The following is a 12487-nucleotide window of genomic DNA, read 5'->3' as shown; positions in this document are numbered from 1 at the left end:
GTCACCCTTCGGTCGTCACTACCGGGAAACTGGCTCTCCCGGAATACTGCCCGACTCGCGGGCAACACACCTCTGCGCGCGGCAGAGGCGTCCGGGTCGACCTCGAGACCCCTGGTGCGGTCTCGAGCCCGTCTGGCTCTAGACCGCATCAGATGCATCGAAGTCCTACCGTGCCCCTGACGGAGCCCGGTGTGCGAGCCGGCACGTGGAGAAGTGGCCGACCCGCGTACGGGTCGGCCCGGCCCGCGCCGAAGCGCGGACCGGGCCGACCAAGCTGCGTCAGGAACCGACGCGGAAACGCACGAACGCGGTCAGGGAGCCGTTCACGGCGGCAACGTGCTTGCCGACCGTGGTCTTCGGGTCCTTGGCCAGCGGCTGGTCGACGAGCACGACCTCCTTGAAGAAGCCGTTCAGGCGACCCTCGACGATCTTGGGCAGCGCGGCCTCCGGCTTGCCCTCGTTCTTCGAGGTCTCCAGAGCGATGGCACGCTCCTTCTCGACGACGTCCGCCGGGACGTCCTCACGCGTGAGGTACTTCGGGGCCATCGCCGCGACGTGCTGCGCGACGTCCTTGGCGACCGGGGCGCCCGCCTCGTCGGTGACGACGAGGACACCGATCGACGGCGGCAGGTCCTTGGCCGTCTTGTGCAGGTAGGTCGTGACCTTGGGGCCCTCGACCCGCGCGACGCGGCGCAGGACGATCTTCTCGCCCAGCGTGGCGCCCTGTGCGGCGATGAGGTCGGCGACGGTGCCCTCGGCGGACGGGGCGGCGGTGGCCGCCACCTCGTCGGAGGCGCCGGCGGCGGCCGCTGCCTCGAGCACGGCCTCGGCCAGCGAGATGAACTTCTCGTTCTTGACGACGAAGTCGGTCTCGGCGTTCAGCTCGATCATCGTGGCGACCTGGCCGGCCGCGGTGTCCTCGACCTTGACGGCCACGAGGCCCTCGGAGGCGGTGTTGCCCTCACGCTTGGCGGCGCGGGCGAGGCCCTTGGTGCGGATGATCTCGATGGCCTTCTCGGCGTCGCCGTCGGCAGCGTCCAGTGCCTTCTTGACGTCGAGCATGCCGGCGCCGGTCCGCTCACGCAGCGCCTTGATGTCAGCGGCGGTGTAGTTCGCCATTGTTCTGGTCCTCCGTGCAGTCGTGTTGTTCGTGGGAGGTCGTGCGACCCGAGGGGCGGCGCGCTGACCGGGTCCGGACGAACCGGACCCGGCCAGCGCAGCACGTCACTTCTCGGTCTCGGCCTCAGCGGCCTCAGCGGCCTCGGGAGCGACCGCGGCGGCGGCCTCGGTCGCCTCGGGGGCGGCGGCCGGAGCCTCGTCGGCGGGTGCGGTGACCTCGGGCGCGGCGGCGGGAGCAGCCTCGACCGCCTCCGCGGCCTCGACGACCTCGGCGGGAGCGGCCGGGGTGGCGGCCTCAGCGGCCTCGGCGGACGCCGCGGCAACGGTGCCCTCGCTCGTCTCGGCCGGAGCCTCCACGGTGCCCTCGGAACCGGCCAGGAGCTCGCGCTCCCACTCGGCCAGGGGCTCGGCGGCGACCTCGGTCTCGGCACCGGTCTTGCTACCACCCGAGTGGCGCTGCATGAGGCCCTCGGCGGCGGCGTCCGCGATCACGCGGGTGAGCAGCGTGACGGAACGGATCGCGTCGTCGTTGCCCGGGATCGCGTAGTCGACCATGTCGGGGTCGCAGTTGGTGTCGAGGATCGCGACGACGGGGATGCCCAGCTTGCGGGCCTCGTCCACTGCGAGGTGCTCCTTGTTCGTGTCGACGATCCAGACGGCCGAGGGAACCTTGGCCATGTCACGGATACCGCCGAGCGTGCGCGCGAGCTTGTCCTTCTCGCGGCGCAGGACCAGGAGCTCCTTCTTCGTCAGGCCGGAGGCGGCCACGTCGTCGAAGTCGATCTCCTCGAGCTCCTTCATCCGCTGAAGGCGCTTGTGCACGGTGGTGAAGTTCGTGAGCATGCCGCCGAGCCAGCGGTGGTTCACGTAGGGCATCCCGACACGGGCGGCCTGCTCGGCCACCGGCTCCTGGGCCTGCTTCTTGGTGCCGACGAAGAGGATCGAGCCGCCGTGGGCGACCGTCTCCTTGACGAAGTCGTAGGCGTTGTCGATGAAGTGCAGCGACTGCTGCAGGTCGACGATGTAGATGCCGTTGCGCTCCGTGAAGATGAACCGCTTCATCTTCGGGTTCCAACGGCGGGTCTGGTGTCCGAAGTGGACACCGCTCTCGAGGAGCTGGCGCATGGACACGACGGCCATGACACGTCCTTTCGGTGCGGCCCGAGATCGACTCGGGTCCTCCGCACACATTTCAGGCGGCACCAGGCTGACAGCCCGGGCCGCGGTTGGGTTGGATCGGCACCGCATTGCTTCGGTGCCCCTGGCGCCACGTCGTGCCCGACGCCGACCCAGTGGGCCGGACCGCTGCCGGACGTGACTTGCTGTGACGCGCGTTGTCGATCGGGTGCTCCCCCTGCCTGGCCAACGGTCAGCCAGGCTGTCCGTCTGCCGGTTCGGGAGCGCATGCCGGTCGCGGGTGGAAGTCTACCCGACCTGCCCTTGCACCGAGGACCCGGCGGTCGTGCCGCGACTGTGACGTCGCCCGCTCGTCCGGCGGGGCCTGTCCCGGCCCGGCCCGGGAGGCTCCTCGGAGCGACGCCGAGACCCTCGCGACGGCCCCTCCTGGAAGCGAGCGCGACCACAGCCGGGCCGTGCGGGCCTCCGTGCACAGCGGGGATCCGTGCGCGCCCCGGGCCCCCGGCATCGGGGAATGCTCGCGGCATGAGATCTCTTGCCGCACGTCCTCCCGGGCCCCCGCACGGCCGTGTGCTCGGCCGGCCCTCCACCGCACTGCTGGCCGTGCTGGTCACGATCGCCCTGGTCGCCGGCCCCGTCGTTGCGCCCGCGGCAGCTGCGCCCGCAGTTGTTGTGCCGGCGGCCGCGGTGCGCACCGGGCCCGACATCGCGGTGGGTACCGGGTCGGCCGTCGAGCTGCGGGCGGGTATCGGCACGGGACCTGCGCCGGTCGACGCCGGGCCTCCGCCGGTAGCGACCGGGTACGTACCGCCCGTCGCGGGCGTGGACCCGCCGTCGGGCGTGGAGCGCCTGTTCGACCCGCCCGAGCAGGAATGGGGACCCGGGCACCGCGGCGTGGACCTGGTCGCCGCTGCCGGCGCCCAGGTCCTCTCCCCCGGGGCGGGTGTCGTGACCTTCGCCGGACAGGTGGCACGGCGCGGGGTCGTGGTGGTCACGCACCCGGACGGCCTGCGCACCAGCCTGGAGCCGGTGACCGTCTCGGTGCCGGTCGGGACCACCGTCGTCGCCGGGGCCGCGATCGGCGTCGTCGAGGGCGGCGGTACCGACGGCGGCACGCCGCCGAACCACTGCGCGCCCCGGTCCTGCGTGCACTGGGGTGTCCGGCGGGGCGAACGCTACATCGACCCGCTGTCGCTCCTGGACCGCCCGCCGATCGTGCTCCTGCCGGACCGCTGAGCCGCCCGGGACGGTCGCGTCACGCGCGCGGGAACGCCTGGGCGTAGACGCTGCGCAGCCGCTCCGCGTCCACGTGCGTGTAGCGCTGGGTCGTCGCGAGGTTCGCGTGCCCCAGCACCTCCTGCACCGCGCGCAGGTCCGAGCCGCCCTGCAGCAGGTGGGTGGCGGCGGAGTGCCGGAGCGCGTGCGGCGCGACGTCCTCGACGCCGGCCTGCGCCGCGAGACGGTGCACCGCCTCGCGCACCTGACGCTGGCCCCAGCGGCCGCCCCGCTCGCCCACGAGCAGCGCGTCGCCGGTCGTAGCGGTCGCCAGCTCGGGTCGGCCGTCGGCCAGCCAGGCCTCCACCGCACGCGCCGCCGGGATGCCGAACGGCACCACACGCTCCTTGCCGCCCTTGCCGAGCACCCGCACGAGCCGGTCCCTGGCGTCCACGTGCCCGACATCGACGGACACCAGCTCGCCCACCCGGATGCCCGCGCCGTACAGCAGCTCCGCGGCGACCCACGAGCGCAGTGCCACCGGCCGGTTCGCCTCGTCCGCCTCCTCCGCCGCGGCCCGGGCGCTGTCGAGCAGGCGGCCTGCCGCGTCGACGTCGAGCACGGTGGGCAGGGTGCGCGGCACCTTGGGACTCGCGAGGCGGGCCGACGGATCGACGGGCACCAGCCCCGAACGGTGCGCCCAGCGCAGGAACGCACGGGCGGAGGCGCCTCGGCGGGCCAGCGTGGAACGGGCGAGCCCGCGGTCGGACTGCGACGCGAGCCAGCCGCGCAGCAGCGTGAGATCGATGGCGTCGAGCCGCGTGGTGCCGTGTCGCATCGCGTACCGGAGAAGGTCGGTCACGTCCGCCACGTAGGCGCGCCGCGTGTGGGCGGAGTGCCCACGCTGCGCGTCGAGGTAGCTGCCGAACCGGGACACGGCATCAGACATCTGCTCGGGCAGCCGAGGCAAGCCGGACAGGTCGGTAAGGTCCACGTTTGCCAGTGTGCAACTCCCCCGCTGTGCGACGAAGAAGGCGCGCCGCATTTTTCGCCCGTACCCACCCGGTTCTGCGAGTATGACGGTCGGACGAGCACAGGAGGACGTCACGATGCGTGCTGTACAGGTGACCGAGTTCGGCGGGCCCGAGGTGCTCGCGCCCGTCGAGGTGCCCGAACCGGCACCAGGGCCGGGACAGGTACTGATCGACGTCTCGCGGATCGGCCTGAACTACGCCGACACGCACCAGGTGGAGAACTCGTACCAGACTCCGACCACGCTGCCGTTCGTCCCGGGCGGCGAGGTCGTCGGGCGCACGCAGGACGGCAGGCGCGTCGTCGCTCTCCTGACCGGTGGTGGCGGATACGCCGAACGCGCCGTCGCCGACGAGGCCATGACCTTCCCCGTGCCCGACGACGTGGACGATCTCACCGCGCTCTCCATGCTGGTGCAGGGCACCACGGCCTGGATCCTGCTGCGCAAGAACGCCCACCTCGAGCCCGGTGAGTCGGTGGTCGTGCACGCCGCGGCCGGCGGCGTCGGCACGATAGCCGTGCAGCTGGCCAAGGCCTGGGGCGCCGGACGCGTCGTCGCGACGGCGAGCAGCGACGAGAAGCGCACCCTGGCCCTCGAGCTCGGGGCCGACGTCGCCGTCGACTCCCGCGCGGACGACATGACAGCGACCCTGCTCGACGCCAACGGCGCCGCGTCGACATCGTGCTCGACATGGTCGGCGGCACCACCACCGACCAGAGCGTCGCGGCGCTGGCGCCCTTCGGCCGGCTGGTCTTCTACGGCATGGCCGGCCGCAAGCCGCCCATGCCCATCGATCTGCGCAACCTCCTCGGCCACAGCACCACCGTCACCGGCATGTGGCTGCCCCACGTGTTCCGCCTGCCCGGCGACCTCTACGGCACCGCCCTGGCCGAGCTGTTCGACCTCGCACGGTCGGGCGAGCTCCGCGTCGTGGCGGGCGGCGAGTACGCACTGTCCGACGCCCGCGCTGCCCACGAGGCGCTGCGCTCGCGCGGGACCGTCGGCAAGCTCCTGCTCGACCCGACGCGCTGACCGGCCGCGGAGCCTGCCCGGGGGCGGGCTCCGCGGCCGTGCACGGCGGCTCCTCGTCAGCGTCTGCGCCAGCCTCCGTCCTTCTGCTCGGCGAGACCCATGAGCTCCAGCAGCCCGAGCGCACCCGTCGTGTCGCCGAGCGCGAGTCCCGCCGCCCGGGCGATCGAGCGTTCGTGCGCCGCCTTCCGTACGGGTAGCGCGTCCAGCACGGCCTTGCCTGCGGCGTCGAGGTCGTCGCCGGGCCGGGTCTCGCCCCGGCGTTCCGGCGCGCTCTCGCCCAGGTCGCCCACCAGCTCGGCGGCGTCCGCCGCATCCGTGACGCACACGGCCGCGCCGCGCCGCAGCAGCTCGTGGCAGCCGGCGGACGCCATCGAGGTGACCGGACCCGGCACCGCGCCCAGCGGCCTCAGCAGCGTCGCGGCGTGGTTGGCCGTGGACAACGCACCGGACCGGAGGGACGCCTCGACGACCACCGTGCCCGACGTGAGTGCCGCGATCAGCCGGTTGCGCTTGAGGAACCGCTGCTTGCCCGGGACCGATCCCGGCGGCACCTCGCTCACCACGGCGCCCCGCTCCATGGCCCGCCGCAGCAGGTCGGTGTTGCTCGCGGGATAGAGGCGGTCGACACCTCCCGCAAGAAAGGCCACGGTCGGTGACCCCGACACCAGCGCGCCCCGGTGCGCCTCCGCGTCGATGCCGTGGGCGCCGCCCGAGACGACGGTGAACCCGCGGTCGGCCAGGCCGCACGCCAGGGTCCGCGTCACACGGATGCCGTAGTCGGTGCAGGCACGGGAGCCGACCAGCGACACCGAGCGCACCGCCAGCCGGGTCAGGTCGGGGTCACCACGCACCCACAGGGCCAGCGGCGCGCCGGTGCCCAGGTCGGCGAACCCCGCCGGCCAGCGCGGGTCGTCCGGCGCCAGGAACGTTCCGCCGTACCTGTCGAGCACCGCGAGCTCACCCTCGGGGTCGAGCCGTTCGAGCCGCGGCGCCCAGCGCCGCACGGCGGCCACGACCAGGCCCGCCGCTCGCGCGCCTGACGCTCCTCCCCCGGCGGCAGGGCCCTCGGCAGCAGGCCCGAGCACGCGGCCGGGGGCGTCGGCCCGGCTGCCCGAGTACGTCGCCGGCCCGCGGCCCGGCACGTCGTCCAGCGCCCGGCCGCCGCCGATCCGCCGGAGCGCCGCCCCCGCTCTCTCCGGGGACCGGGCAGCCTCCACCAGCCAGCCCAGCGCACCGACCGGGCCGAGGTTGCCCACCAGGGCGCCCGCCACCGGGTCCCCCGGCTCGGCGATGCGGCTCCACGCCGCCCGTGCCAGCACCGGGTCGTCCACGTCGAACCCGAGGCCCGTGGGGGGCAGGTCGAAGAGCGGCTCACCCATGGTCGCCTCCGGTGCGCAGCAGCAGAGCGTTGCCGACGTCGGACACCGTGGGCGCGGCACGCCCCGCGAGGTCCGCGATGGTCCAGGCCATCCGCAGGACCCGGTCGACCCCGCGCAGGCTGAGCCGCCCGTCGGTCATCGCGCGTTCGATCGGGCCGAGCAGACCGGGGTGCGGCCGGAGCAGGTCGCGGAGGAACCGCCCCGGCATCTCCGCGTTGGTGGACCAGGGGGTGTCGGCCAGCCGGGCCCGTGCGGCCTCCCGCGCGGCGAGCACCCGGGCGGCCACGACCGACGTCGGCTCGGAGCTGCCCTCCATGCTCTCGACCCGGTCGACGGGCTGCACCTCGACCTGCACGTCCACGCGGTCCAGCAGCGGACCGGACAGCCTGGCGAAGTACCGGCGCCGCACCGTCGGCGAGCAGCTGCACTCCAGCCCCTTGCCCACAGCGAGGCCGCAGGGGCAGGGGTTGGCCGCCAGCACGAGCTGGAACCGGGCCGGGTAGCGCGCCGCGCCGCCCGACCGGTGGATCACGAGCTCGCCCTGCTCCAGCGGCTGCCGGAGCGTCTCCAGCACCCGCGCGCCGAATTCCGGGGCCTCGTCCAGGAACAGGATCCCGCGGTGGGCCCGCGACACCGCGCCCGGGCGAGCGATGCCGGACCCACCACCCACCACGGCGGCCGGGGTGGCCGTGTGGTGCGGGTCCTCGAACGGCGGCCGACGGATCAGCCCGCCACCCGGGTCGAACGTGCCCGCCACGGAGTGCACCGCGGTGACCTCGACGGCCTCCCGGTCGGTGAGGTCCGGGAGGATCCCCGGGAGGCGGGACGCCAGCATGGTCTTGCCTGCTCCCGGCGGCCCGACGAGCAGCAGGTGGTGACCGCCCGCAGCAGCCACCTCCAGCGCTGCACGCGGCCGCTCCTGCCCCAGCACGTCGGCCAGGTCGCCCGGCAGCCGTGCGGGCAGCGCCGACCGGGTCGGCCGCACGGTCACCACCTCCCGCACCAGCTCGTGCGGCCCGCCGTGCAGTGCCACCACCTCGGCCAGGCTCGCCGCGCCCACCACCCGGGCGCCCGGCACCAGGCCCGCCTCGTCACGGTCCCCGGCCGCCACGACGACGTCCCGGTATCCCGCGTCCACCGCCGCCGCGACAGCGGGCAGCACCCCGCGCACCGGCTGCAGCCGCCCGTCGAGCCCCAGCTCGCCCAGGTGGACCACCCGGTCCAGCCCCTCCCGCCGCAGGCCCGCGGACGACGGCCCCTCGGCACCGGCCAGGATCGCCACCGCTATCGCCAGGTCGTACGAGCTGCCCTGCTTGCGCAGCGACGCGGGCGAGAGGTTGACGGTGATCTTCTTGACGGGCCACTGCAGGCCCGTGCTGGTCACCGCCGCCCGGACCCGGTCGCGGGACTCGCTCAGGGCGGCGTCCGGCAGCCCCACCAGCGTGAACCCGGGGACCGACGCCGCGAGGTGTGCCTGCACCTCCACCACGTGCCCCTGCAGCCCCACGAGCGAGACCGCCCGTGTGGTCGCCGTCCCCATCAGGCCACCGACTCGAGGTGCTCGACGACCGCGCGCCCCTGGGCCTGCAGCGTCACCGCCACCACGTCGATCCGGATCCCGCCGAAGCGCGTCCGCACGTTCGGCAGCACCGGCACCGCGCTGCCCGGCGCCGCCTCCTCCTGGAGCCGCGCCGCGGCCAGCCGTTCCCGGAACGCGGTGAGCCACTGCCCCGTCAGCCGCTTGATGCGCGCCAGCTTGCGCGGCGTGACCGCCTCTGCCGGGTGCCCGAACCCGTGGCCGGACCGGGTCTTGACTTCGATCACCACGAGCACGTCGCCGTCGAGCGCGACGATGTCGAGCTCTCCGTCCTTGCCCCGCCAGTTGGTGTCGAGCACCTCCCAGCCGCGTGCCCTCACATGCTGCAGCGCTACCCGCTCGCCGTACCGGCCCACGCCGTCCTTCTTCGCCATCGCGTCCACCTCCGTGACCAACCTTGGTCACGGAGGTGGACCGTCCGACGGCGTCCGCGGCCCATCTGTGCACAGATCGACGATCCACAGGCCCGACGTAGCGCTCGGACCGCTGGGACTCCGCCACGGGGGTACATGGCAAGCCGGGACGACTTCTGGGCGCGGCCCGGCGCCGGTGGCCCCGGGCCGCCCCTGATCAGGTCAGCCGGCCGGGACGGTGTCCGTCCAGCTCACCGACTCGGCCCGGAACTGCTGGACCCGGGCGGTCACCTCGGCCGGCGGGACGACCTCGTCCTGGGCGAAGTAGACGTAGTCGACCTGCTCGACATAGTCACGGGGCGTCGGGTCGGCGACCTGGCCACCGGCGATGAACCAGTGGTTGAAGCTGATCGCCATGTCCGTCTCCGGGTAGTACTTGTCGCCGTGGTCGGCCACCTCGGTGCCGTCTAGGTAGTAGGTCACCCGGCCGTCGGCGACCTGGATCACGAGGTCGTGCCAACCGTCCAGGCTTGCCGAGACCGTGCCATGGACGTTGTCCGCGAGCCACGGATCGGGCTGGTAGGTCTCCCACGTGGTCATGAAAAGCGTCGGACCGCTCTCACCCCAGCCGCCGTTCGGCAGGTACTCGAAGTCGAGCTCGCCGTAGTCAGGGTCCATCGGCGCGTCGAGCGGCGTGATCGTGAAGAAGCTCTGGACGGTCTCGTCGCCGTCCGGACCACTGACCGGGGCATCCGCGAAACGTACCCGGGCGGCATAGGTGCCCTCGGCGAACTTGCGCTGGTGGGAGACCTCCGACTGCACGGTGGCGCCGGCGGGGCCCTCGGTGGACGCCTTGAGCTCCAGCGCCTGGCCGCCGTCGGCCGCGGGGAACGAGACGTGGTCCCTCGACCACACCGCGCCCGGCACCCCCGGGCCGCCACCGCCGGAACGGACGTACCAGCCGCGCTGGGCGAGGAGCGGGTCGCCCGGACCGCTGTAGCTGAAGTCGTCGAACAGCTCCGCCGTCGGTGCGGCGTCCGCCGGGACCACCGTCCCGGCGACGAGCACGGCCGCTACGGATGTCGTCGCAAGGATCGCCGGGATGCGCATCTCTACCTCCATTGGTAATCAATATTTACCAATTGCGAGGCTGCCCGCTCCGCGAGCGCGCCGTCAAGGCAACGGCCGGATGGTGGGTGAATCCCTTACCTGGACGGGGGAACGAGTCAGACGGGCGACCTCAGAGGGCCAGCTCCGCCTTCGACAGCTCCTCGACGTTCACGTCCTTGAACGTCACGACACGCACCGACTTCACGAAGCGCGCGGAGCGGTAGACGTCCCACACCCAGGCGTCGGCGAGCCGCAGCTCGAAGTACACCTCACCCGCTGCGGACCGCACCTGCAGGTCCACCTGATTGGCCAGGTAGAACCGGCGCTCGGTCTCCACCACGTAGGAGAACAGGCCCACCACGTCGCGGTACTCGCGATAGAGCGCGAGCTCCATCTCGGTCTCGTAGTTCTCGAGGTCTTCGGCGCTCACGACGACATCATCCCACCGACGCGGCGGTTCCGGGCAGGTTCCAGGATCTGCGGTGCTGCGGGGTGGGTCCGTGCAGCCCCAGGGCGTCCATGTGAGCCTTCGCGCTGTAGCCCTTGTTCTGGTCCCAGGCGTACTCCGGGTGCCGCTGTGCCAGCTCGACGAGGATCGCGTCGCGCTCCACCTTGGCCAGCACGCTCGCGGCCGCCACCGAGGTGCAGGTCATGTCGGCCTTGACCAGCGTCCGCACCGCGGGGTCGGGGACGCCGTCGTCGGGCGCGTCCGCCGCCGCGAACAGGTCGAGCGACGGGGTGGAGAGCCAGTCGTGCTTGCCGTCCAGCACGACGACGTCGACGTCGCCGCACATCAGGCGCACCTGGGCGAGCGCACGCCGGCCGGCCAGCCGGAGCGCCGCGATGATCCCGACCTCGTCGATCTCGGCCGGCCCCGCGTGGCCGACGCCCCAGGCCACCGCCCAGCGGCGCACCGCGGGCGCGATGGCCTCCCGGGCGACCGGCGTCAGCAGCTTCGAGTCGGCGACGCCCTTCGGCCCGGTGCGGGTGGCGGCGTCGACCACCACGACGCCCACGCTGACCGGGCCCGCCAGGGCCCCGCGCCCCACCTCGTCCATGCCCGCGACGAGGCGGGCGCCGGAGGCGAGGAGCGCCCTCTCGTGTCGCAGCGTGGGCACCGCGCGGACCACCTACTGCTCCGCGGGAGGCGCGTCCGGGACGCCGGCGAAGACGTGGCTCGGGGTGCTGTGCCAGTCCAGCCGGTCCAGGGGCCACACGGTGGCGAAGGCGGTACCCACCACGTTGTCGACGGGCACGAACCCGCCGCCCGGCTTGCCGCGGTTGTAGCGCGAGTCCTGCGAGTTCTGGCGGTTGTCACCCATGACCCACAGCATGCCGTCGGGCACCGTGACCTCGAACGGGTCCTGGCTCGGTTCCGAGCCGGGCTTGATGTACGTCTCGTCGATGGCCGCGCCGTTCACCGACACACGCCCCTCGGCGTCGCAGCACACGACGGTGTCACCGGGCAGCCCGACCAGGCGCTTGATGAGGTGGTCACCGGTGTCCTGCGGCAGGAGACCCACGGTGGTCAGGAACGACACGGCCGCGTTGCCCACGGGGCCGCGGTCGGGCGCCGGGTACGGCGGCAGCCAGTCACCCGGGTCGACGAAGACGACGATGTCCCCGTGCTCCAGGTCGAACGGCCCCGGCGTCAGGCGGGACGCCATCACGCGGTCGCCCTCCGTCAGCGTGTCCTCCATGGACGCGCTGGGAATGTAGAACGGCTGCACCAGCAGCGTCTTGATGAGCCACGACAGGATCAGCGCGCTGACGACGATGATCCCGATCTCCCTGAGCATCGCGAGGAAACCGGACTGCTGCTTGCGCGGTTCACGACCGTGCGCGGCTCCGCCCCGACGATGCGCCCCGCTGTTCTCCCACGGTTCTGCTGCGCTCAAGGGCGTCCCATCGATAGGGGTGGGCGGCGCCACCCGGTCGAAACTCGTCACGAGGGTAACTCTGTCACCTCGGGGCGCCCGCGGCGAAATAGCCTCGCGGGCGCACACGACCCCCGTCTGATATCCCCACAGACGCAGGTCACGGAGCACGTACGGCGTCGGCCGCCGCCCTCGGTGCTGAGGACGGCGGCCGCTGCCTGGTGCGTGCTGAAGTGCTGGACGCGTCAGCTGTCGCGCTTCTCGCGGATCTTCGCCTTCTTGCCGCGCAGGTCGCGGAGGTAGTAGAGCTTCGCGCGGCGGACGATGCCACGGCTGACGACCTCGATGGACTCGATCGACGGCGCGTGCAGCGGGAACTTGCGCTCCACGCCGACACCGAAGCTGACCTTGCGGACAGCGAACGTCTCGCCGATCCCGCCGCCGTGGCGGGAGATCACGACGCCCTGGAACGCCTGGATACGAGAGCGGTTGCCCTCGACGACCTTGACGTTGACCTTGACCGTGTCACCGGCGCGGAACTCCGGGATGTCGGATCGCAGCGAGGCTGCGTCGATCATGTCGAGCTTCTGCATTGTTCTCTCCGGGCCTGCCACAGGTCAGGCGCGAATATCGTG

At 72.9% G+C, this 12487-nt stretch carries 13 protein-coding genes and 1 pseudogene; 3 read left to right on the top strand and 11 right to left on the bottom strand.

Features of this window, described 5'->3' with window-relative positions:
* Positions 1-279: 279 nt before the first annotated feature.
* On the bottom strand, positions 280-1119 hold the full coding sequence (gene tsf / locus LUM46_RS11695) for a translation elongation factor Ts (protein WP_274994099.1): 840 nt from the start codon (positions 1117-1119) through the stop codon (positions 280-282).
* Positions 1120-1224: 105 nt separating this feature from the next.
* On the bottom strand, positions 1225-2259 hold the full coding sequence (gene rpsB / locus LUM46_RS11690) for a 30S ribosomal protein S2 (protein WP_274994097.1): 1035 nt from the start codon (positions 2257-2259) through the stop codon (positions 1225-1227).
* Between the two features lie 522 nt (positions 2260-2781).
* Between rpsB and LUM46_RS11685 the strand changes: the two genes are divergently transcribed.
* The gene (locus LUM46_RS11685) at positions 2782-3492 is read left to right on the top strand and encodes a M23 family metallopeptidase (protein ID WP_274994096.1); all 711 of its coding nucleotides are present in this window, start codon (positions 2782-2784) and stop codon (positions 3490-3492) included.
* A 19-nt stretch (positions 3493-3511) separates the two neighbouring features.
* Here LUM46_RS11685 and LUM46_RS11680 read toward each other — a convergent pair whose 3' ends face one another.
* Positions 3512-4420 (bottom strand): tyrosine recombinase XerC, encoded by a 909-nt coding sequence (locus LUM46_RS11680; protein ID WP_274994382.1) that lies wholly within the window; start codon positions 4418-4420, stop codon positions 3512-3514.
* Between the two features lie 127 nt (positions 4421-4547).
* Here LUM46_RS11680 and LUM46_RS26630 point away from each other — a divergent pair.
* Positions 4548-5105 (top strand): annotated as a pseudogene (locus LUM46_RS26630) (quinone oxidoreductase family protein); the annotation flags it as partial.
* 89 nt (positions 5106-5194) lie between these two features.
* On the top strand, positions 5195-5536 hold the full coding sequence (locus tag LUM46_RS11675; protein WP_274994095.1) for a zinc-binding dehydrogenase: 342 nt from the start codon (positions 5195-5197) through the stop codon (positions 5534-5536).
* A 56-nt stretch (positions 5537-5592) separates the two neighbouring features.
* On the opposite strand, the gene dprA is transcribed toward LUM46_RS11675, so the two are convergent.
* The 8 genes from dprA to rplS form a co-directional block, all read right to left on the bottom strand.
* Positions 5593-6915: a DNA-processing protein DprA gene (dprA, locus tag LUM46_RS11670; protein ID WP_274994094.1), complete on the bottom strand. Its 1323-nt coding sequence runs from the start codon at positions 6913-6915 to the stop codon at positions 5593-5595.
* Positions 6908-8455 (bottom strand): YifB family Mg chelatase-like AAA ATPase, encoded by a 1548-nt coding sequence (locus tag LUM46_RS11665; RefSeq protein ID WP_274994093.1) that lies wholly within the window; start codon positions 8453-8455, stop codon positions 6908-6910. The genes dprA and LUM46_RS11665 overlap by 8 nt, the downstream gene beginning before the upstream one ends.
* The gene (locus LUM46_RS11660) at positions 8455-8886 is read right to left on the bottom strand and encodes a YraN family protein (protein WP_274994092.1); all 432 of its coding nucleotides are present in this window, start codon (positions 8884-8886) and stop codon (positions 8455-8457) included. Before LUM46_RS11660 ends, LUM46_RS11665 begins: the two co-directional genes overlap by 1 nt.
* A gap of 201 nt (positions 8887-9087) precedes the next feature.
* Positions 9088-9975 carry a glycoside hydrolase family 16 protein gene (locus tag LUM46_RS11655; protein WP_274994089.1) on the bottom strand — a complete coding sequence of 296 codons (888 nt, stop codon included), beginning with the start codon at positions 9973-9975 and terminating at the stop codon, positions 9088-9090.
* A gap of 130 nt (positions 9976-10105) precedes the next feature.
* Positions 10106-10405, bottom strand: a complete 300-nt coding sequence (locus LUM46_RS11650) for a DUF2469 domain-containing protein (RefSeq protein ID WP_274994087.1) — start codon at positions 10403-10405, stop codon at positions 10106-10108.
* Positions 10406-10412: 7 nt separating this feature from the next.
* On the bottom strand, positions 10413-11105 hold the full coding sequence (locus LUM46_RS11645) for a ribonuclease HII (RefSeq protein ID WP_274994086.1): 693 nt from the start codon (positions 11103-11105) through the stop codon (positions 10413-10415).
* Positions 11106-11873: a signal peptidase I gene (gene lepB, locus LUM46_RS11640; RefSeq protein ID WP_274994084.1), complete on the bottom strand. Its 768-nt coding sequence runs from the start codon at positions 11871-11873 to the stop codon at positions 11106-11108.
* 224 nt (positions 11874-12097) lie between these two features.
* Positions 12098-12445: a 50S ribosomal protein L19 gene (rplS, locus tag LUM46_RS11635; protein ID WP_274994083.1), complete on the bottom strand. Its 348-nt coding sequence runs from the start codon at positions 12443-12445 to the stop codon at positions 12098-12100.
* Positions 12446-12487: the final 42 nt, after the last annotated feature.

The sequence above is a fragment of the Promicromonospora iranensis genome (assembly GCF_028994805.1).
Classification (GTDB): domain Bacteria; phylum Actinomycetota; class Actinomycetes; order Actinomycetales; family Cellulomonadaceae; genus Promicromonospora; species Promicromonospora iranensis.
Note: the sequence above shows the minus strand (reverse complement) of the source record. Positions and strands in the feature narration are given on the sequence as shown.